Below are 20,336 nucleotides of genomic sequence, written 5' to 3'. Positions count from 1 at the left end.
AAAATGTGGGGGGGGGGGCGAGCCCTAATGCCAGTCAGTTAAGGGCGAACACCGTACCTGTGGCGAGGGAGCTTGCTCCCGTTGGGCCGCGAAGCGGCCCCAGCTCTTGGTTTAAAAAAACGGGACTGCTGCGCAGTCCAACGGGAGCAAGCTCCCTCGCCACAGGTTACTTTTTTACCCTTTCTACTTCTTAACTGACTGGCATTAGGGCAAGCCCCCTCCCACACGTTGAATCGTGTTCACTCAAACCGCAGGATCACCCGGCGGTTGTGCTTGCTCTTCTTCTCGATCTTCTCGCAGAACACCCGGCCGATTTCCTCGGTGTTGAGCACATGGGTACCGCCGCACGGCTGGATATCGATCCCGCCGATTTCAATCACCCGTACCGAACCCTGGATCACCGGCGGCGCAACCGCCTGGGTGCGGGTGATCTGCAGCAGGGTGGCGTACTCCGAAGCCGGCATCGACAGGGTCTTCACCTCGTGGGCCTGTTCGATCAGCGCATTGAGGTCACGGGTGATGCTGTCCTTGTCGAGGGTCATTTCCGGCAGGTCGAAATCCAGGCGGCCTTTGTCGGCACTGATGCTGCAACCGGTCACCGGTGCGTCGATGAGCGAGCACAGCAGGTGCAGGCAGGTGTGCATTTTCATGTGCTGGTAGCGCCGCTCCCAATCCAGGCCGGCGTCCACCAGCACGCCGGCGATCAACTGCTCCGGGCAGTGTTCCACCTGGTGCCAGATGATCGAACGCAGCACCGGGTCGCGCACCGTGCCGGTCACGTCGACCCGGGTACCGTCCGCCAGGGTCAGGTGGCCGGTATCGCCGGGTTGGCCGCCGCCGGTGGGGTAGAACAGGGTGTGCTCCAGGGCGATGCCGTGTTCGCTGACGGCAATCACCCGGGCGCTGAATGCGTTCTGGTAGGGCGCGCTGTCAAACAGCGCCAGGGTTTCCATGGTGTGCACGGACATGTTCAACCTCCGACTATCAGTGGGCTGGCTTGCAGCAGGTGGCGCACCATCGCGCTCAAGCCAGGGGGGGAGAGCAGGGTGATTTCGAATTCCGGCCCGCAGACTTTCAGGTTCAGCGGCAGGCGTGGCAGGTAGTTGCCGGATTCGAGGCGGTGCAGCCTGAATTGCAGGTGGTGACGTTCCTTCACCGTTGGCTCCAGCATCAGGCCTTGCAACGGATGAAAGTCGGCGTCCAGCACCGTGACCTTGTGGCTGGCATTGACCTCGCCGACCACGTGCAGGCGCTCATCCAGGGCGAAGGCCCCGAGGTAGTTGCTGTGGTCCGATTCATCGTTTTTTTGCAGTTGGATCTGGTTCACCACCTTCACCTTGGTGCCGGCGGGTACGTCCTGGGTGATCACACAGGAGGGGCTGATAAACACGTTGTCGCCGATCAGCACATAGCCCAGCACGCGGGCGCCGGAACCGACCTCGACGTTGTTGCCCAGGCGCGGATGACGCTTGCCATCGGGGTTGTTGGCGATGCCGCGGGCACCCAGGGTTACGCCGCAGAGGATGTAGCAGTCGTTGCCGATCTCGCAGGTCTCGCCGATTACCGTGCCGTAGCCGTGGTCGAGCACAAAGCGCCGGCCGATACGCGCCGCCGGGTGGATTTCGGCCCCGGACAGGACCTTGCCCTGGTTGCTCAGCTTGAGGGCGATGCGTGAAAACACGCCGTTGGTCTGGTCGGGGAAATTCCACACCTGATGTGCAAGCCGGTAATAGAGCACCGCCTTGAACGAGGCGTAGGACTCCAGGATCAGTTCGCCGCGGCCACGGGATGCCGGATCGCGATAGGCATAGGCGATCAGGTCTTCGGCCACCGCCTGGGCGGCATTCTGGATCAGCGGCGCGAGGTGCGGCTCCAGCTGTTTCATCTGCATGGGGGTGAGGGTCTTGATGAGCTGGGTGAGCAACTCATCGTGCAACTGTTGCATGTCGATAAAGCCGCCCATGGAGGCATCCCCGCATTCTGGATGGTTGGAAAACCGGTTATTCGAAACTGGGCAGGTAGCTGTCGGCATTGTCGTAGACCATGGTCAACACCACCGTTTCGGGCGGTAATTCGGGGGCGAGCCTGGCGATGGCCACCATGTTGGCGGCGGAGGACAGGCCCAGGCTGATGGCATCGGTGCGCATGATGCGTTTGATCATGTCGATGCAGTCCTGGCGCGAGACCTTGAGCATGCCGTCGATCACCTCCAGGTTGAGGATGCTCGGGATCAGGCCGATCGACAGGCCCTGGATATGGTGCGGCGCGTGCTGGTTCTTCAGCAGGTCGCATTCTTCGGGCTCCACGCCCAACACGCGCAGGGCTGGCCAGGCGGCCTTGAGGGTTTCGCCGATACCGGTGATATGGCCGCCGGTGCCGATGCCGCTGACAAAATAATCCACGCGGCGATCACCGAAGGCTCGAAGGATTTCCGGCGCGGTGGTGTCACGGTGAGTTTGCGGGTTGGCGCCGTTGCGTTGCTGATTGAGCATCACGTAGCTGGGGTTTTCCAGCTGCAACTCCATGCATTTTTCACCGTGGGAATTATTGCCGAGGCGGCTGTCCGAGAGCACCACCTTGGCGCCGTACAGGCGCAGCAGCTTTTGTTTTTCGGGGCTGTAGTTGTCCGGGATCACCAGCACCACCTTGTAGCCCAGCACGTTGCCGGCCATCACCAGGCCGATGCCGGTATTGCCACCGCTGGGTTCGATGATGGTTTGCCCGGAGTCACGGATCAGCACGCCGCGCCGCTCGGCGTCGAGGATCATGCCCAGGGCGATGCGCGCCTTGTGGCTACCCCCCGGGTTGAGGGATTCGAGCTTGGCGTAGACCTCGATGCCGAGGTCTTCGGAAAACTGCGCCAGGCGGACGATCGGCGTATGGCCGATGGCGTCGAGGATAGAGTTATGCAGCATCGGTCAGCCCCCGGATCAGTACAACGGCATGTCGGGTTCGACGTCGCGAACCCAGTGTTTCATGCCACCTTGCAGGACTTTGGTGTTGGCGAAACCCGCCGCCAACAGGGTGCTGGCCGCTTGCTCGGCGCGGGTGCCGGCGTAGCAGATCAGGTAATGGGTGTTGTCGCGGCTGAGGCGCCCGAGTTGGCCATCCAGCTCGGCCAGGGGGATATGCACCACCCCCGGTAATTTGCACACCTCCAGTTCGCTGGCGTCGCGCACATCCAGCAGCACGTCGGCGCTGCTGGGGTGTTCGAGTACCTGCTTGAGTCCGCGCGGCTTGATGTAGCGCTCTTCGGCCAGGGACGGTTGGCTGGGTACGGCGTCCGCACAGACGGCTGGCGCCAGGGTTTCGCTGTGGCGCAGGTCGGAGCAGCACGGACAGTCGGCACGGCGCTTGAAGCGGATTTCGCTGAACTTCATCGCCAGTGCATCGAAGCGCATCAGGCGGCCGGACAGGGGCTCGCCAATGCCGATCAACAGTTTGATCGCCTCGGTGGCCTGGATCATCCCGACCACCCCGGGAAGCACGCCGATCACCCCTCCGGCGCTGCAATTGGGCGCCAGTTCCGCGGGCGGTGCGCTGGGGAACAGGCAGCGGTAGCACGGCCCGCCTTGGTAGTTGAGCACGCTGATCTGCCCGTCGAAGCGGTAGATGGCGCCGTACACCAGGGGTTTGCCCAGTTGCACGCAGGCGTCGTTGACCAGGTAGCGGGTGTCGAAATTGTCGGTGCCGTCGATGACCAGGTCATAGGCGCCCACCAGTTCCAGGGCGTTGTCGGCGTTCAGGGCGGTGTCGTGGGCGTTGATCTGGATATGGCGGTTGAGGTCCTGCAAGCGTTGCTTGGCCGACTCGACCTTGGGCATGCCCAGGGTGCTGTTGCCGTGGACGATCTGGCGTTGCAGGTTGCTGCTTTCCACCACGTCGAAATCCACCAGCCCCAGGGTACCGACACCGGCCGCTGCCAGGTACAGGCTGATGGGCGACCCCAGGCCACCGGTGCCGATGATCAGGACCTTGGCTTTCTTGAGGTTCAACTGGCCTTCGCGACCGACGCCAGGCAGGGTGATATGGCGCACATAACGTTGCACTTCCTCATTGCTGAGGCTGTCGACGTCAATGCCGCCGGAGGTGGCGAGCAGCACTTCGATGCGGGCTTTTTCCGGCAGCCGGTCATCGGCGCCGATCAGCTCTTCCTCGGCGGTGAACAGGAAGTGTTCCTTGAGCTGGTTGTTCCTTTCGTGAAACAGATGGGCGCGCAACTGTGGGTGGCTGCTGCAGAGGTTTTCAATGACTTCGCGCAATGTCGATCCGGCGCCCTCGAGGGTCGATTCCGGCAGCTTGGCCACGCGAACCAGAATGTCGGGGAAAGAGACAGCGTTCATGGACAACTCCGTGTGCAGGTCGTTGAAGGGGTTAAGGGTGAAATGCTCGCCATCCCAGGCAAACAGTTTTGAACCCAGGGCCTGGCCCTGGCGAACGTCGACCACCAGGTAACTGACGGGGTAGATCGGCTCGCCCATGAACAGGGCCTTGTCCTGGTCTTCATCGCTGAAATAGGCGCCGACATCCGGGTGGGAGTGGTAGATCACCACCACCGGGTTGTCGCTGCGAAACGCCTTGTTCATCAGCAGGGTGTCGGCCACCGAGAAGGTGTAGCCATTGGCCGCGCTGCGCGGGTACATCTCGGGGTTTTTGCGGTGCAGTTCGTTCTGGATGTTGCTGCCCAGGTACACGCTGCCGTCGGCGAAGACGAAGCCGCAGCATTCCTCGGGGTAGCTGCGGCTGGCGTGGGCGTAGATCTGTTCCAGGGCTTTTGGGCGGAGGACGTCCATGTTTCTCTCGCGTTGATGGAAGGTCAATTTTTCTTGGCCAGGAGTTTTTCAATCGGCAACTTGGTGATCGCAAAGCCGGCCAGCAGGATGGCCGAATACAGCATCAGGTCGCGGGAAATCGCCACGCCTTCGTACCAGGCACCGATGATCACCGCGAACACCGGGAAGATTATGAACACGAACGACAGGATGATCGGGCTCAAGCGCTTGAGCAGCATGAAATACACGATGAACCCACCTACCGAGGCCACCAGCCCCAGGTAGAACAGCGCGCTCCAGGAGCGCAGGGTGATGGCTTCGAAGGTCGGCGTTTCAAACCACAGCCCGGCCACGAACAGCATCAGCCCGGCAATCCCGATGGGCAGGGTGTTGTAGGTGATCACGCTGATGGCGCTGCCTTTTTGCTTGGTGATGACGTAGCACAAGGCGTGCATGATCGCGGCCGCCAGGATCGCCAGTACCCCCAGGAACTCGGCGTGGTCCAGGTGCAGGCCCTGGCTCCTGATGATCATGTAGAGGCTGCCGAAGCCGATACCGATGCCGACCACCTGGGAAAAGTAGATGCGCTCGCGCAGGAACAACGCGGAGAAAATCAGGATGAACACCGGCATGCAACTGAACAGCAGAGCGGTAAGACCGGATGACACATGCATCTCGCCGTAGTTGAGCAGGTAGTAGGGCACGCTGAAGTAGGACAGGGTCACGAACACGAAGAACCAGCGGCTCTCGCGGGGAAACAGGATGGGCTCGCGGCGCACCTTGGCAAAACACAGGAACAGCGGGAAGGCGATCAGGAAGCGCAGGCCGGCGGACGTCAGCGGCGGCACGCTCTCCACGGCGATCTTGATCCCCAGCCACGTGGTGCCCCAGCTCAGGCACACGATCAGGAACATCACGCTGGTCACCAGCCCGGCCAGCCACTGTTTTTGCGTTTTGGTTTTGGCGGTGTTTTCAAGAACGGCGGACATTGGCATCGTTTATTGCTTCCCTGAGCCTGAATTGAACTCTATATTGAACTTGTAATGAGTTATGAAATTCGGCGATTGAACCCGTAAAAGCACACTATTAGGGCGAAAGATGGCTGTCAAAACAAATATTGACATGGTGTCAATTATGCGTGAGGGGTTGTCCAACGGGCAGGGCGTGAAGTACAAGCGCCTGTCCGATGTCATGGAACGGGGCATCCTTGAAGGCTTGATTGAGCCGGGACGAAAACTGCCGCCTCATCGGGTGCTTTCCGACAATCTGGGGGTGACCATCGGCACCATCAGCCGGGCCTACGGTGAGCTGGAGCGTCTGGGTTTGGTGGTAGCGCGAGTGGGTGACGGCACTTTCGTCCGCAAGCGTGGGATGGAGCGCCAGCGTGATGAAGGCTTTCGTAACTTCAGCGAGGAGCCGCGCCAGTACTTCGACATGAGTCGCAACATGCATATCCCGGGTCAGGAAACCACCTTCCTGGCACAGAGCTTCCAAACCCTGTCGACTAACGCCAAGTTCCTCCAGGACATCAGCGCCTACACCCCGGATGCCGGCCTGCCGCGTTATCGCGACGCGGGGGCGCAGTGGCTGGTGCAGTGTGATTTTCATCCGATCCCCGAGCAGGTGATCTGCGTCAACGGCGGCCAGCATGGCCTGCTGTGCGCGATGATGGCCCTGCTGCGCGCCGGCGATACGGTGGTCACCGAACAATTGACTTACCCGGGGCTGATCACCGCGGCTCGCATGCTGGGTATCCGCCTGATCGGCCTGGAGATGGACGAAGAAGGCGTGCTGCCGAGCGCGCTGGATGAAGTCTGTCGTAATCACCGGGTTTCAGCGTTGTATTGCACGCCGACCATCCAGAACCCGACCACGGCGGTGTTATCCGTGGCGCGCCGAGAAGCACTGGTGAAGGTATGCCGGGAACATAATCTGCTGATTCTTGAGGACGAAGCCCACGGCGTATTGGTTGAAGACCGTCCACCGCCCCTCAGCCATTTCGCCCCCGAACGTACGATTTTGATCAGCAGCCTGAGCAAGGCCGTGTCTGCCGGGCTGCGTGTGGGCTATGTGCATGCGCCCCCGGCGCTGGTCAGCCGTATCTCGGCGGCCTTGCGCTCCACCTGCTGGATGGCCACGCCGGTGACCCTGGAACTGGCGACGCAGTGGATCGAAAACGGCACGGCTGAATACCTGCTGCGCCAACAGATCAACGAGATCAGCCGACGCAAAGCGTTGGTGCAGGATTTGTTGGCGGGCCTGGCGTACCGCACCCACCTGAACAGCCCGCACTTCTGGATCGAGGTGCCGGAGCCCTGGCGCGCGTCGGAAATCGAGGCGGAGCTCAAGCAGAATAATTACCTGATCGCCACCGCCGAGGCGTTTGCCGTGGGGCAGACGGCGGTGCCGCAGTTCATTCGGGCGAGTATCTGCAATACCTCGGGGGATGATCAGTTGTTGCGGGCGGGGTTTGATGCGTTGGCGACGGCGTTGGGGCAAGGGGGAGGGCGGTTTCACCTATAGCGAGTGGACGTCCATGCTGTGAGCAGGCTCGTTGTGGTGAGCGGGCTTGCCCCGCGCTGGGCTGCGAAGCAGCCCCAAACCAGTCAGCGAGAACTGGCTGACACACCGCATTTATCTCGATTGGGGCTGCTGCGCAGCCCAGCGCGGGGCAAGCCCGCTCACCACAGTAAAACAGTGTCTCAAGGCATTATTTGAAGCGCCGCTCCACTCCTTTCTCCACCAGAATCTTCGCCGAAATCTCTTCCACCGAAAAATGCGTGGAATTGATGTGCGCAATGTTCTCGCGACGGAACAGATTTTCTACTTCGCGCACTTCGAATTCGCACTGGGCATAGCTGGAGTAGCGGCTGTTGGGCTTGCGCTCGTTGCGGATGGCGGTGAGACGGTCCGGGTCGATGGTCAGGCCGAACAGCTTGTGCGAATGGGCGCGCAGCGCTGCGGGCAGCGTCAGGTGCTCCATGTCGTCTTCGGTCAGCGGGTAGTTGGCCGCACGGATGCCGAATTGCATGGCCATGTACAGGCAGGTGGGCGTTTTGCCGCAGCGCGACACGCCGACCAGGATCAGATCGGCCTTGTCGTAGTAGTGGGTGCGGGCGCCGTCGTCGTTGTCGAGGGCGAAGTTCACCGCCTCGATACGCTCCATATAATTGGAGTTATGCCCAATGGAATGGGACTTTCCGACCGAATAGGAGGAGTGTTCGCTCAACTCCAGCTCCAGCGGCGCCAGGAACGTCGAGAAAATGTCGATCATGAAACCATTCGACGTTGCGAGAATCTCACGGATGTCTTGATTGACGATGGTGTCGAAAATGATCGGCCGAAAGCCGTCTTTTTCAGCCGCCAGATTGATTTGTTGTACCATGGCCCGCGCTTTATCCACGCTGTCGATATAGGGCCGCGTGAATTTGGCGAAGGTATTGTTTTCGAACTGCGCGAGCAGGCTCTGACCCAGGGTTTCGGCGGTAATGCCGGTGCCGTCGGAGATAAAGAAAGCAGATCGTTTCATTTGAGCCCTGGGCCTTAAGCTGATGACGAATCTTGGATATGATAGGCGCGATTTTGCCGTCCCATAGTGGGCCGCATTCTCACTTATTTTCCAGGTCCAGGCCACAAACGCAGGTAATCGCTCCTACGAGCAGCCGGCGTCCTGAGCTTTTCCAACACAGTTAGTGGAGAGATCACCTTGGTAGAGTACGTAGTTTCCCTCGATAAGCTCGGCGTCCATGATGTAGAGCACGTAGGGGGCAAGAACGCATCCCTCGGCGAGATGATCAGTAATCTTGCAGGCGCAGGTGTGTCGGTGCCGGGTGGTTTCGCCACCACGGCCCAGGCCTACCGCGATTTCCTCGAACTGAGCGGCCTCAACGCTCAGATCCACGCCGCGCTGGATGCCCTGGACGTCGATGACGTCAACGCCCTGGCCAAAACCGGCGCCCAGATCCGCCAATGGATCATGGAAGCCGAGTTCCCCGAGAAGCTCAACGAAGAAATCCGCACCGCCTTCGCCACCCTGTCGGCCGGCAACCCGGACATGGCCGTCGCCGTGCGCTCCTCGGCCACCGCCGAAGACCTGCCCGACGCCTCCTTCGCCGGCCAGCAAGAGACCTTCCTTAACATCCGCGGCGTGGAAAACGTGATCCGTGCCGCCAAGGAAGTGTTCGCTTCGCTGTTCAACGACCGCGCCATTTCCTACCGTGTGCACCAGGGTTTCGACCACAAGCTGGTGGCCCTGTCTGCCGGCGTGCAGCGCATGGTGCGTTCGGAAACCGGCACCGCCGGCGTGATGTTCACCCTCGACACCGAGTCGGGCTTCCGTGACGTGGTGTTTATCACCGGCGCCTACGGCCTGGGCGAAACCGTTGTACAAGGCGCGGTCAACCCCGACGAATTCTACGTGCACAAGCACACCCTTGAAGCCGGCCGCCCGGCCATCCTGCGCCGCAACCTGGGCAGCAAGGCGATCAAGATGATCTACGGCGACGAGGCCAAGGCCGGTCGTTCGGTGAAAACCGTGGACGTCGACAAGGCCGAGCGCGCGCGCTTCTGCCTGAGCGACGCGGAAGTCAGCGAGTTGGCCAAGCAAGCGATGATCATCGAAAAGCACTACCAGTGCCCGATGGACATCGAATGGGCCAAGGACGGTGACGACGGCAAGCTGTACATCGTGCAGGCCCGCCCGGAAACCGTGAAGAGCCGCACCTCGGCCAACGTCATGGAACGCTACCTGCTGAAAGAAACCGGCACCGTACTGGTGGAAGGCCGTGCCATCGGCCAGCGTATCGGCGCCGGCAAGGTGCGGATCATCAAGGACGTGTCCGAGATGGACAAAGTCCAGCCTGGCGACGTGCTGGTTTCCGACATGACCGACCCGGACTGGGAACCGGTGATGAAGCGTGCCAGCGCCATCGTCACCAACCGTGGCGGGCGTACCTGCCACGCGGCGATCATCGCCCGCGAACTGGGGATTCCGGCAGTGGTCGGTTGCGGCAACGCCACCCAACTGCTCAAGGATGGCCAGGGCGTGACCGTGTCCTGTGCCGAAGGCGACACCGGCTTCATCTTTGAAGGCGAGCTGGGCTTCGACATCAAGCAAAACTCCATCGACGCCATGCCCGACCTGCCGTTCAAGATCATGATGAACGTCGGCAACCCGGACCGTGCCTTCGACTTCGCGCAGTTGCCGAACGCCGGTGTGGGCCTGGCCCGCCTGGAGTTCATCATCAACCGCATGATCGGCGTGCACCCCAAGGCCCTGTTGAACTACGACGGCCTGCCGCTGGACATCAAGGAAAGCGTGGACAAGCGCATCGCCGGCTACGACGACCCGGTGGGCTTCTACGTCGAGAAGCTGGTGGAAGGCATCAGCACCCTGGCGGCGGCGTTCTACCCGAAAAAGGTCATCGTGCGCCTGTCGGACTTCAAGTCCAACGAATACGCCAACCTGATCGGCGGCAAGCTCTACGAGCCCGAAGAAGAAAACCCGATGCTGGGCTTCCGTGGCGCCTCGCGTTACATCAGTGAAGCCTTCCGTGACTGCTTCGAGCTTGAATGCCGCGCACTCAAGCGTGTGCGCAACGAGATGGGCCTGACCAACGTCGAGATCATGGTGCCGTTCGTGCGTACCCTGGGCGAAGCGAGCCAGGTCGTCGACCTGCTGGCCGAAAATGGCCTGTCCCGCGGCGAAAACGGCCTGCGCGTGATCATGATGTGCGAACTGCCGTCCAACGCCATCCTCGCCGAAGAGTTCCTGGAGTTCTTCGATGGCTTCTCCATCGGTTCCAACGACCTGACCCAGCTCACCCTGGGCCTGGACCGCGATTCCGGGATCATCGCTCACCTGTTCGACGAGCGTAACCCTGCGGTCAAGAAGCTGCTGGCCAATGCCATCCAGGCGTGCAACAAGGCCGGCAAGTACATCGGTATCTGCGGCCAGGGCCCTTCCGATCACCCGGACCTGGCCAAATGGCTGATGGAGCAGGGTATCGAAAGCGTCTCGCTGAACCCTGACTCCGTGCTGGAAACCTGGTTCTTCCTGGCGGAAGGCCAAGCGTCCGCCTGAGGTCGTCATGTCAAAAGTGCCGGTCCCCCGTCAGGGTGACCGGCATTCTTATCTGTACAGGGCGGAATCCTTGCGGACGTCGCCCTTTTTTGTGCAAGAGCATTATGCAAAGCAGCAGCAACCTGTTTCCTGTCGCCCTGATCAGCGCTGAGCGTCGTGGCGACCTGAGTGAAGACGTGTATCGCCTCAAGCCCGGTAACAGCCCCGACGGTACCGTCGAGCTGGCTGTGACCCGTTTGGGCCTGGCCGATGTCCCGGAAAACCGGGGCATCCCGGTTATTTTGTTGCACGGCAGTTTTTCCAACCGGCGTTTCTGGTATTCGCCCAAGGGGATCGGCCTGGGCGCCTACCTGGCACGCCAGGGGTTCGATGTGTGGATCCCGGAAATGCGCGGTCATGGGCTGTCCCGGCGCAACCAGGACTACGCCCGCAACCGCGTCGCCGACTACGCGCGTTACGATCTGCCGGCCATTGGCGCCTTTGTGCGTGAGCAAAGTGCGCAGATTCCCCATTGGGTGGGTCATTCTCTCGGCGCTACAACCCTGGCGGCTGCCCTGGGTGGGCAGCATCTGGGTGCGCCGGCAGTGGCCTCGGTGGCAATGTTTGGCTGCCAGGTCAGTCGCAGCCACTGGCCATTGAAACTTCCTCCAGTGGAGTGGACCGGCCGTCTGCTGTTGAAGCGCTTCGGCGCAGTGTCCGGCTCGCGGCTCAAGCGGGGCCCGGAGGACGAACCGGCCGGCGTGCTGATCGAAGCCATGCGCTGGAATGGCCTGTTCGGCCGTTTTGGCGAGGGTAAGCGCGATTGGTGGAAAGGCCTGGCGGACGTCGATGTGCCGCTGTTGGCCGTCAGCGCGGCGGGCGATCGGCAGGATCCGGACTGGGCGTGCCGTAAGCTGTTCGAGCAGATCGGCTCCGAACACCGTCAGTACCTCTGCCTGGGGCGCCAGCAAGGGTTCAGCGGTGATTTCGGGCATGTGGAAATGCTCGTCAGCAAGGCCGCCCAGGCCGAGGTCTGGCCGCTGGTTGAGCAATGGTTGAACGACCCACTGACACCTTTATTGGGTGCCAAGCCCGAGGCATTGGTCGTAGTTTGACCCAGGGCCCTGCCAAGGGCGTTTCGCTCGTGTGTGGTTGCGGCTAATATATGACGCGTTAAACGCTTCTGGTCATATTCAGTCGCGCAGTGGTTATTGCGTTGCGATGAAGCGGATGGGATGTTGCGCACCGGCTTCGGCTGGTGCTTCTTTCGAAAGACACTTCTTTGGCGGAAAGGAATTTTTCAATGAACCATTACGTGACCCCCGACCTGTGCGACGTCTACCCGGACCTGGTGCAGGTGGTCGAGCCGATGTTCAGCAACTTCGGCGGCCGAGACTCCTTTGGCGGCGAGATTGTCACCATCAAATGTTTCGAAGATAACTCCCTCGTCAAGGAGCAGGCCGACCAGCCGGGCGCCGGCAAGGTGCTGGTGGTCGACGGTGGTGGTTCCCTGCGCCGCGCGCTGCTGGGCGACATGATCGCCGAGAAAGCCGCGAAAAACGGTTGGGAAGGTTTGGTGATCTATGGCTGCATCCGTGACGTCGATGTGATCGCCCAGACCGACCTTGGGGTACAGGCGCTGGCCAGTCATCCGATGAAAACCGATAAGCGCGGCATCGGCGACCTGAACGTCGTGGTGACATTCGCGGGTGTGACGTTCCGCCCGGGTGAGTACATCTACGCCGACAATAATGGCGTGATCGTCTCGCCAAGCCCGCTGCAGATGCCTGAATAAACCGCAATAACCGACAGGGGTGAGGATGTTCGAGGAAGAAAACGCGCAATGGGGGCTGGTGCATGCCCTGGTGCTGGACGGTAAAGGCGGTGCGCGTTCGATTGCCCGGACTGAGCTCGACGACTTGCAACTGCAGCCCCAGGAAAGCCTGTGGTTGCACTGGGATCGCAGCCATCCCCAGACCCAGACCTGGCTGCGCAAATCCAGTGGCTTGAGCGAATTCGCCTGTGACCTGCTGCTGGAGGAGAACACCCGCCCACGCCTGTTGCCGCTGCCGGATGCCGAGTTGCTGCTGTTCCTGCGCGGGGTCAACCTCAACCCGGGGGCCGAGCCGGAAGACATGGTCTCGGTACGTATCTTCGCTGCCGCCAGCCGCGTGATCTCCCTGCGTCTGCGCCCGTTGCGCGCCACCGATGAACTGCTGGTGCAGTTGGCGGATGGCAAGGGGCCGAAAACCGCTTCGGAGCTCATCCTTTATATGGCGCAGTACCTGACCAACAAGGTCCAGGATCTGGTCACGGATTTGTCGGAAATCGTCGATGCAGAGGAAGAAAAACTCGATACCGACGAACGGTATACACCTGAACATGGCAGTGTTTTGCAGATCCGTCGCCGAGCGGCCGGGCTCAAGCGTTTCCTGTCGCCGCAGCGGGATATTTTTGCCCAGCTCACGCGGATAAAATTGCCGTGGTTCTGTGACGACGATGCCGACTACTGGAACGAATTGAACAACAGCCTGACCCGCTACCTGGAAGAGCTCGAATTGACCCGGGAGCGCGTGGGGCTTGTGCTTGAGGCCGAAGACCGGCGCTTGAGCGTGCGCATGAACCGCACCATGTACCGCTTCGGGATCATCACGGGAATCTTCCTGCCGATGAGTTTCCTGACCGGTTTGCTGGGTATAAATGTGGGGGGTATACCGTTCTCCGCCAGCCCCTACGGATTCGTGATTGCATGCCTGTTGATGGTCTCGGTGGCACTCGGACAATGGTGGCTGTTTCGACGATTGCGCTGGGTTTGAGCTGAATATGACCTGAACGTAGGAAGGGTCCTATGTGACCCCAGGAATTTTACCCTCGTCTTTTAAAACACTTGCGAGAGGTCTTTATGCACGATCCGTTCGAACAGTCTTTGCGTGACATGCTCAATGCCTCGCCGTCCAACCGCGACGACGATGCCTGCCTGGGCCGCGTATTGAAAACCGCTAACCGCCAGGTGGGCGCGGGTGACCTGTTCGGTCTGCTCGGCCGCTGGATGCCGGCGTTGATGATGGCCCTGAACAACGGTTCGGCCCATGTATCACCGGTCTCCCGTCGTAAACCTCTTGCTCGCACTGCTGATAAGGCTGATTGAATATGGAACTTGATCTCTGGACCCAGAGCCTGGTCACCGCGATGACCGCATTGTGGACCAAGGTGGCGAATTTCATTCCCAACCTGTTTGGTGCCTTGGTCCTGGTGTTGCTGGGCTTTGTCGTGGCCAAGCTGCTCGACACCCTGCTGTCCAAACTGCTCGCAAAACTGGGCCTTGACCGCCTGATGGCCGGCACTGGCCTGACCAAGCTGTTGGGCCGCGCCGGGTTGCAAGTGCCGATCTCCACGTTGATCGGCAAGATCGTCTATTGGTTTGTTTTACTGATTTTTCTGGTTTCTGCAGCGCAATCCCTTGGACTTGAGCGAGTTTCAGCTACGCTCGACATGCTGGCGCTGTATTTGCCGAAGGTTTTCGGCGGCGCGCTGGTGCTTCTCGTAGGCGTTTTGCTTGCTCAACTGGCCAACGGGCTGGTGCGCGGCGCCGCTGAAGGGGTGGGGTTGGATTATGCCGCTGGCCTGGGGCGTATCGCCCAGGGGCTGGTGATCATCATCAGTATTTCGGTCGCGATCAGCCAGTTGGAGGTCAAGACTGACCTGCTCAACCACGTGATCGTCATCGTTTTGATTACCGTTGGTCTGGCCGTTGCGCTGGCCATGGGCTTGGGAAGCCGGGAAATTGCCGGCCAGATTCTCGCGGGAATCTATGTGCGTGAGTTGTATCAGGTTGGGCAACAGGTGCGTGTGGGCGAGGTCGAAGGGCAAATCGAGGAGATCGGCACAGTCAAGACGACGGTGCTGACCGATGACGGCGACCTGGTGTCGCTGTCCAATCGGATTCTCCTCGAGCAGCAGGTCAGTAGCCGCTAACCCGGTAAACCCTGCTAATGTACGCCGCCGCAAGCCCGGCTGACCGGGCTGTAGCGGACATTGACCTGACTGTCGGCACGACTTGTTTTGAATAAAGCCCAAACGCTGTCCACGCGCTATGACCCCCGTGAGCTCTCTGATGAGGAGTTGGTCGCGCGCGCGCACACGGAGCTGTTTCACGTAACTCGCGCGTATGAAGAATTGATGCGCAGATATCAACGCACTCTGTTCAACGTTTGTTCAAGGTATTTAGGGAACGATAGAGATGCGGATGATGTCTGTCAGGAAGTGATGCTCAAGGTGCTGTACGGCCTGAAGAACTTCGAGGGCAAATCGAAGTTCAAGACGTGGCTGTACAGCATCACCTACAACGAGTGCATCACGCAGTATCGGAAGGAACGGCGAAAGCGTCGCTTGATGGACGCCTTGAGTCTGGACCCCCTTGAGGAGGCGTCTGAAGAAAAGGCGCCGGCACCCGAGGAGAAGGGCGGACTTGATCGCTGGCTGGTGTATGTGAACCCGATTGACCGGGAAATTCTGGTGCTACGATTTGTCGCAGAGCTGGAGTTCCAGGAAATCGCTGACATCATGCACATGGGTTTGAGTGCTACAAAAATGCGTTACAAGCGTGCTCTAGATAAATTACGTGAGAAATTTGCGGGCGAGACTGAAACTTAGTGCGTGGCAAATATCTCTTACGTGTAGGCAAGTTCTGTTAGACTTGTCGCCGAGTTGTCCCCCGGTTTGTGGGACTGCTTTACAATCACCAGATGGGGATTTAACGGATGAAACTGAAAAACACCTTGGGCTTGGCCATTGGTTCTCTTATTGCCGCTACTTCTTTCGGCGTTCTGGCACAAGGCCAAGGCGCAGTTGAAGGCGAGCTGTTCTACAAGAAGCAGTACAACGATAGCGTCAAGCACATCGAAGACGGCTTCAATCCTGGCGCTCGCATCGGTTACTTCCTGACCGACGACCTGTCCTTGAACCTGTCCTACGACAAGACCAACCACACCCGTTCGAACGACGGTACTGGTAACCAGAAGATCAAAGGCGATACCGGCAGCCTGGTTGCCCAGTATCACTTCGGTCAAGCTGGCGTAGACAGCCTGCGTCCATACGTAGAAGGCGGCTTCGGTCACCAGAGCCGTACCAACGTTCAGGCTGACGGCCACAGCGGTCGCGACCAGACTACCTTCGCTACCGTTGGTACCGGCGTGAAGTACTACTTCACCAACAACCTGTACGCTCGTGCCGGTGTTGAAGCTGACTACGGTCTGGACAACGGCAAGTGGGACTACTCCGCACTGGTTGGCCTGGGCGTGAACTTCGGCGGTAACGCTGGCGCAGCTGCTCCAGCTCCTACCCCAGCACCAGCTCCAGAGCCAACTCCAGAGCCAGAAGCTCCAGTTGCCCAGGTTGTTCGTGTTGAGCTGGACGTTAAGTTCGACTTCGACAAGGCCGTTGTTAAGCCTAACAGCTACGGCGACGTGAAAAACCTGGCTGACTTCATGGCTCAGTACCCAGCTACCAACGTAGAAGTTGCTGGTCACACTGACTCCGTAGGTCCAGACGCCTACAACCAGAAGCTGTCCCAGCGTCGTGCTGACGCTGTTAAGCAAGTCCTGGTTAAAGATGGCGTTCAGCCTAGCCGCATCACCGCGGTAGGTTACGGCGAATCCCGCCCAGTTGCTGACAACGCAACTGAAGCTGGTCGTGCTGTTAACCGTCGCGTAGAAGCGTCGGTTGAAGCTACCGCTCAGTAATTACTGAGATGTAGAAAAAACCCGGCTTCGGCCGGGTTTTTTTTCGCCTGGAATTTGCCTCAGGCGCTGATTGCGGCAGCGACATAAGCCGTCTGCTCGGCGGCCGCAACATGGCCGATCACCAGAATCGCCGGGCTCTTCAAGGCAAATGCCTGTGCGTCTTCATGCATCCGCGACAGCTCACTGCGGCATTCGCGCTGTTGGGGCAGTGAGGCGTTCTCGATCATCGCCACCGGCATATCTGCCGCCATCCCGCCTTCGAGCAATTGCTGGCGAATCTCCTCCAGCTTGGCCACTCCCATATACACCACCAATGTCGTCCCGCCCTCGGCCAACGCGCGCCAATTAAGGCTGCTGTCGTCCTGGGTATGGGCCGTGACCAGGGTCACACCGCGGCTGACGCCACGCAGCGTCAGTGGAATCGCGCAATTCGTTGCCCCCGCCAGCCCGGCGGTGATCCCGTTGACCAACTCTACCTCGACGCCGCGTTCGCGCAGCCACACGGCTTCTTCGCCACCTCGCCCGAAAATGCACGGGTCACCCCCTTTCAGCCGCACTACGCACTTGCCTTGGCGGGCGTAACGCAGCATCAGGCGGTGGATAAAGTCCTGCGGGGTCGAGCGGCAGCCGCCGCGTTTGCCGACCGTGATCACCCGCGCTTCGGCGCAGTGCTCCAGCACTGCGGGGTTGACCAAGTCATCGATCAGTACCACATCGGCTTCGTGCAGGGCCCGTACAGCCTTGAGGGTCAACAGCTCCGGATCGCCAGGGCCCGCGCCCACCAGCCAGACTTTTGCGTTCATGGGTTTTTCCTCGTCTAGAGCTGACGTCAGTTGTGAAAGAGTGAATACAGAAGAATCAGATTGATCAGCATCGAGACCAGGCCCAAGGTGCGCCAGACCTTCAACGGTTCGCGCTCCAGCAAGGGCCTGGGGCGGATGCTCAGTTCATGGCGGTCCGCCTGTTCCAGCACCAGCAACCATTCCTCGGCGGTTTCATAGCGATGCGCCGGCTGGGCAGCCACGGCCCGCTCCAGGCTCAGGGGAAGCCAATCGGGGAGGTCCGGGCGATAGCGGCTGGCGCTGACAGCCTGGGCAAATCGAGGCCGTTGGAAGGCTTCGATTTCCCCGTAGGGGTAATGCCCGGTCAACAGGTAATACAAGGTGACGCCTACGCTGTACAAATCCTGCTGGGCTGTCGGACGGTCGCCATTGAACGCTTCGGGCGCGATAAAGCTCGGGGTGCCGGGCAGTGCGTGGGCACGGTCCTCTGAAAGACCGGGGCAGTAGGCCAGGCCGAAATCCAGCACGCGCAATTCACCGTCATCCCCCAGCAGCAGGTTTTCCGGCTTGATGTCGCGGTGCAGGATCTGCCGTCGGTGCAGCATGCCGACTGCGCGCAGCAAACGCTCGGCGACGGACTGCCATTGCGCCAGGGGCAATGGGCCCTGGTGCTGGAACAGCTCGGCCAGGGTCTGCCCCGGGTATTCCCGCATGACGTAGTACAAGTGCTGGCGCCCGCTGGCGGCGTGCACCTCAGGAAAGGCACGCCCGGCTACCCGCCGCAAAAACCACTCTTCCGACAGTAATGCCTGGCCGGCGTCGCTGTCGTCGTCGCGGCTCAGTGGCAAGGTTTTCAGCAGCCAGGGTTGCTGTTGGGCATCGCGCACCCGGTACAGCAACGACTGCCTGCTTTGCGCCAGCACGCTGTCCACCTGCCAGCCTTCAAAGCGTTGCCCGGATTTCAGCAGCGGTGGCAAGGGCCATTGCTGCAATTGCACCAGGGCGTCGCCGAGAGTGGCGGCGCCCAGCGTGTCGACGCGCACCAGCAAGGCGCTGGCATTGTCCTGGCTACCCGCCAGGTGTGCGGCATTGACCAGCGTGGTGACCGCCAGGTCCAGGTCGGTTTGTTCGCGCAGGATCGCGCTGATGCTGTGATCGCCCAGGGTGGCCCAGACGCCGTCGCTGAGCAGCAGGAAGCACTCACCTTCGCGCAATTGACCGTCGAGAAAATCCAGCACCAGGTGCTGATCCAGGCCGAGGGCACGCTTGAGCACGTGCTGCATGCCCGGCTGTTCCCACACATGGTCTTCGCTGATGCGCTGCAACTCACCGTCCAGCCAGCGATACGCCCGGCAATCACCGACATGCGCCAGGGTGAAACGCTGGCCGCGAAAGACCAGGGCACTGAGGGTGGTCAGCAACGGCTGGCCGCCGCCATTGGCCTGCAACCAGCGATTTTGCGCCAGCAGCAAGCGCTCCAATGCCTGTGCCACACCCCAGGTTTGCGGCGTGGCGTAGTAATCCAGGGCCAGGGCCTGCAAAGTCGAGCGTGCGGCCAGGCCGCCGTCGGCGCACTGGCTCACACCGTCGGCCATGGCGCACAGGTAACCTTTGCTCGCCGCCAGTTCCGCTGCGGGGGTGACGACCCGCAGCGCATCCTGGTTTTCCGCCCGTGGGCCGATGGCGCTGGCATGGGCGACGCTCAGTTGCAGGCTCATCAGACGCGCGCAGCGGTCACTGCGGCCGAACCCCAGGTGGTTCTCCAGCGACGCTTGACGCCATGCAGGCCGAACCAGGCCAGTACGCCCAGGCTGGCGAACAGCCACAAGGCCAGTTGATAGCTGCCGGTGCTCTGCTTGATTGCGCCCATGCCCGCGGCCAGGGCGAAACCGCCGATGCCGCCGGCCATGCCGATCAAGCCGGTCATCACACCGATCTCACGCCGGAAACGCTGTGGCACCAACTGGAACACCGCGCCATTGCCCGCGCCCAGGCCGAGCATGGTGCAGACGAAGAGCGCCAGTGCCGCATAGGAGCTGGGCAGGTTGAAACCCACTGCCGCAATGCAGATCGCCGCGACACTGTACATGCCGAGCAAGGTGCGGATTCCGCCGAAACGGTCGGCCAGGGCGCCGCCCAGTGGGCGCATCAGGCTGCCACCGAACACGCAGGCGGCGGTGTAGTAACCGGCAGTCATGGGGCTCAGGCCGTATTGGTCGTTGAAATAGCCGGGCAGGGCGCTGGCCAGGCCGATAAAACCGCCGAAGGTCACGCTGTAGAAAAACATGAACCACCAGCTGTCGCGGTCGCCCAGGGCCTTGAAATAATCGGCCATGGACTTGGCTTTCGGCCGCTCGGGTGCATTGCGTGCCAGCCAGGCGAAGACGATCAGCGTCAGGATCAGCGGAATCAGCGCAAAGCCGAACACATTGCTCCAGCCAAACGCCGCCGCCAGCACCGGGGCCAGCAACGCCGCGAACACCGTGCCCGAGTTACCGGCACCGGCGATGCCCATGGCCTTGCCCTGGTGTTCGGCCGGGTACCATTGGGACGCCAGCGGCAGTGCCACCGCAAAGGACGCGCCGGCCATGCCGAGGAACAACCCCAGCAACAAGGCTTGTTCGTAGCTGTGAATACCCAGTTTCCAGGCGCTGAACAAGGCGACGATCACAATCACCTGGCCAATCAGCCCGGCGGTCTTGGGCGACAGCTTGTCCGCCAGCATGCCCATCAGGAAGCGCAGCACCGCGCCGGCCAGGATCGGCGTAGCCACCATCAGGCCGCGTTGTTGGGTGGTCAGGTGCAGGTCGGCGGCAATCTGCACCGCCAGGGGGCCCAACAAATACCAGACCATGAAGCTCAGGTCGAAATACAGGAACGCGGCAAACAGGGTCGGGGTGTGCCCGGATTTCCAGAAGCTTGATTTCATCACGCACCTCAACGGTTGGGAGTCTTGTAAGAAGGCCTGGTGATGGAGCCG

At 60.9% G+C, this 20,336-nt stretch carries 18 protein-coding genes; 9 read left to right on the top strand and 9 right to left on the bottom strand.

Annotation, left to right across the window (positions count from 1 at the left end; genetic code table 11):
* Positions 1-239: 239 nt before the first annotated feature.
* The 5 genes from BM416_RS07010 to BM416_RS06990 are packed head-to-tail and all read right to left on the bottom strand — an operon-like array spanning position 240 to position 5,710.
* Complete coding sequence (locus BM416_RS07010; RefSeq protein WP_027603675.1) at positions 240-968, bottom strand: alanyl-tRNA editing protein; 729 nt, start codon at positions 966-968, stop codon at positions 240-242.
* Between the two features lie 2 nt (positions 969-970).
* Complete coding sequence (locus tag BM416_RS07005) at positions 971-1,963, bottom strand: serine O-acetyltransferase (RefSeq protein WP_065940684.1); 993 nt, start codon at positions 1,961-1,963, stop codon at positions 971-973.
* A gap of 37 nt (positions 1,964-2,000) precedes the next feature.
* Positions 2,001-2,915, bottom strand: a complete 915-nt coding sequence (locus BM416_RS07000) for a PLP-dependent cysteine synthase family protein (RefSeq protein ID WP_092486804.1) — start codon at positions 2,913-2,915, stop codon at positions 2,001-2,003.
* A gap of 15 nt (positions 2,916-2,930) precedes the next feature.
* Positions 2,931-4,793 carry a molybdopterin-synthase adenylyltransferase MoeB gene (gene moeB, locus BM416_RS06995; RefSeq protein ID WP_092486802.1) on the bottom strand — a complete coding sequence of 621 codons (1,863 nt, stop codon included), beginning with the start codon at positions 4,791-4,793 and terminating at the stop codon, positions 2,931-2,933.
* A 23-nt stretch (positions 4,794-4,816) separates the two neighbouring features.
* A complete protein-coding gene (locus BM416_RS06990) occupies positions 4,817-5,710 on the bottom strand; it encodes a DMT family transporter (RefSeq protein ID WP_161985727.1) in 894 nt (297 codons plus the stop codon).
* Between the two features lie 160 nt (positions 5,711-5,870).
* Between BM416_RS06990 and BM416_RS06985 the strand changes: the two genes are divergently transcribed.
* A complete protein-coding gene (locus tag BM416_RS06985) occupies positions 5,871-7,295 on the top strand; it encodes an aminotransferase-like domain-containing protein (RefSeq protein ID WP_092486799.1) in 1,425 nt (474 codons plus the stop codon).
* Between the two features lie 187 nt (positions 7,296-7,482).
* Here the strand turns inward: BM416_RS06985 and BM416_RS06980 are convergent, their stop codons facing one another.
* On the bottom strand, positions 7,483-8,301 hold the full coding sequence (locus BM416_RS06980) for a posphoenolpyruvate synthetase regulatory kinase/phosphorylase PpsR (protein ID WP_065940680.1): 819 nt from the start codon (positions 8,299-8,301) through the stop codon (positions 7,483-7,485).
* A gap of 177 nt (positions 8,302-8,478) precedes the next feature.
* Here BM416_RS06980 and ppsA point away from each other — a divergent pair, with 177 nt between their 5' ends.
* From ppsA to BM416_RS06940, 8 genes are all read left to right on the top strand, one after another.
* Positions 8,479-10,854: a phosphoenolpyruvate synthase gene (gene ppsA / locus BM416_RS06975; RefSeq protein ID WP_027603682.1), complete on the top strand. Its 2,376-nt coding sequence runs from the start codon at positions 8,479-8,481 to the stop codon at positions 10,852-10,854.
* A 104-nt stretch (positions 10,855-10,958) separates the two neighbouring features.
* A complete protein-coding gene (locus BM416_RS06970) occupies positions 10,959-11,948 on the top strand; it encodes an alpha/beta fold hydrolase (protein ID WP_092486796.1) in 990 nt (329 codons plus the stop codon).
* A 188-nt stretch (positions 11,949-12,136) separates the two neighbouring features.
* A complete protein-coding gene (gene rraA / locus BM416_RS06965) occupies positions 12,137-12,628 on the top strand; it encodes a ribonuclease E activity regulator RraA (protein WP_092486793.1) in 492 nt (163 codons plus the stop codon).
* 25 nt (positions 12,629-12,653) lie between these two features.
* Entirely contained in the window at positions 12,654-13,649 is a 996-nt protein-coding gene (locus BM416_RS06960) for a zinc transporter ZntB (RefSeq protein WP_027603685.1), read from the top strand.
* An 86-nt stretch (positions 13,650-13,735) separates the two neighbouring features.
* A complete protein-coding gene (locus BM416_RS06955) occupies positions 13,736-13,981 on the top strand; it encodes a hypothetical protein (protein ID WP_015885347.1) in 246 nt (81 codons plus the stop codon).
* Positions 13,982-13,983: 2 nt separating this feature from the next.
* Positions 13,984-14,808, top strand: a complete 825-nt coding sequence (locus BM416_RS06950; RefSeq protein ID WP_003175519.1) for a mechanosensitive ion channel family protein — start codon at positions 13,984-13,986, stop codon at positions 14,806-14,808.
* Positions 14,809-14,895: 87 nt separating this feature from the next.
* Entirely contained in the window at positions 14,896-15,486 is a 591-nt protein-coding gene (sigX, locus tag BM416_RS06945) for an RNA polymerase sigma factor SigX (protein WP_003175518.1), read from the top strand.
* Positions 15,487-15,593: 107 nt separating this feature from the next.
* The gene (locus BM416_RS06940) at positions 15,594-16,574 is read left to right on the top strand and encodes an OmpA family protein (RefSeq protein ID WP_027603686.1); all 981 of its coding nucleotides are present in this window, start codon (positions 15,594-15,596) and stop codon (positions 16,572-16,574) included.
* 59 nt (positions 16,575-16,633) lie between these two features.
* Here the strand turns inward: BM416_RS06940 and cobA are convergent, their stop codons facing one another.
* Genes cobA through BM416_RS06925 form a run of 3 tightly spaced genes read right to left on the bottom strand, consistent with a single transcriptional unit; the run spans position 16,634 to position 20,285 of the window.
* A complete protein-coding gene (cobA, locus tag BM416_RS06935; RefSeq protein ID WP_092486790.1) occupies positions 16,634-17,377 on the bottom strand; it encodes a uroporphyrinogen-III C-methyltransferase in 744 nt (247 codons plus the stop codon).
* 26 nt (positions 17,378-17,403) lie between these two features.
* Positions 17,404-19,074, bottom strand: a complete 1,671-nt coding sequence (locus BM416_RS06930; protein WP_092486787.1) for a bifunctional protein-serine/threonine kinase/phosphatase — start codon at positions 19,072-19,074, stop codon at positions 17,404-17,406.
* The gene (locus tag BM416_RS06925; RefSeq protein ID WP_027603689.1) at positions 19,074-20,285 is read right to left on the bottom strand and encodes a nitrate/nitrite transporter; all 1,212 of its coding nucleotides are present in this window, start codon (positions 20,283-20,285) and stop codon (positions 19,074-19,076) included. Before BM416_RS06925 ends, BM416_RS06930 begins: the two co-directional genes overlap by 1 nt.
* Between the last annotated feature and the right edge of the window lie 51 nt (positions 20,286-20,336).

It is taken from the genome of Pseudomonas sp. NFACC42-2 (assembly GCF_900116055.1).
GTDB classification, from domain to species: domain Bacteria; phylum Pseudomonadota; class Gammaproteobacteria; order Pseudomonadales; family Pseudomonadaceae; genus Aquipseudomonas; species Aquipseudomonas marginalis.
Note: the sequence above shows the minus strand (reverse complement) of the source record. Positions and strands in the feature narration are given on the sequence as shown.

Excerpts from the sequence above, each read along its gene's own strand:
- BM416_RS07010 (WP_027603675.1), bottom strand. The coding sequence starts at position 968 with ATGTCCGTGCACACCATGGAAACCCTGGCGCTGTTTGACAGCGCGCCC.
- BM416_RS07005 (WP_065940684.1), bottom strand. The coding sequence starts at position 1,963 with ATGGGCGGCTTTATCGACATGCAACAGTTGCACGATGAGTTGCTCACC.
- BM416_RS07000 (WP_092486804.1), bottom strand. The coding sequence starts at position 2,915 with ATGCTGCATAACTCTATCCTCGACGCCATCGGCCATACGCCGATCGTC.
- moeB (WP_092486802.1), bottom strand. The coding sequence starts at position 4,793 with ATGGACGTCCTCCGCCCAAAAGCCCTGGAACAGATCTACGCCCACGCC.
- BM416_RS06985 (WP_092486799.1), top strand. The coding sequence starts at position 5,871 with ATGGCTGTCAAAACAAATATTGACATGGTGTCAATTATGCGTGAGGGG.
- BM416_RS06980 (WP_065940680.1), bottom strand. The coding sequence starts at position 8,301 with ATGAAACGATCTGCTTTCTTTATCTCCGACGGCACCGGCATTACCGCC.
- BM416_RS06970 (WP_092486796.1), top strand. The coding sequence starts at position 10,959 with ATGCAAAGCAGCAGCAACCTGTTTCCTGTCGCCCTGATCAGCGCTGAG.
- rraA (WP_092486793.1), top strand. The coding sequence starts at position 12,137 with ATGAACCATTACGTGACCCCCGACCTGTGCGACGTCTACCCGGACCTG.
- BM416_RS06960 (WP_027603685.1), top strand. The coding sequence starts at position 12,654 with ATGTTCGAGGAAGAAAACGCGCAATGGGGGCTGGTGCATGCCCTGGTG.
- BM416_RS06955 (WP_015885347.1), top strand. The coding sequence starts at position 13,736 with ATGCACGATCCGTTCGAACAGTCTTTGCGTGACATGCTCAATGCCTCG.
- BM416_RS06950 (WP_003175519.1), top strand. The coding sequence starts at position 13,984 with ATGGAACTTGATCTCTGGACCCAGAGCCTGGTCACCGCGATGACCGCA.
- BM416_RS06940 (WP_027603686.1), top strand. The coding sequence starts at position 15,594 with ATGAAACTGAAAAACACCTTGGGCTTGGCCATTGGTTCTCTTATTGCC.
- cobA (WP_092486790.1), bottom strand. The coding sequence starts at position 17,377 with ATGAACGCAAAAGTCTGGCTGGTGGGCGCGGGCCCTGGCGATCCGGAG.
- BM416_RS06930 (WP_092486787.1), bottom strand. The coding sequence starts at position 19,074 with ATGAGCCTGCAACTGAGCGTCGCCCATGCCAGCGCCATCGGCCCACGG.
- BM416_RS06925 (WP_027603689.1), bottom strand. The coding sequence starts at position 20,285 with ATGAAATCAAGCTTCTGGAAATCCGGGCACACCCCGACCCTGTTTGCC.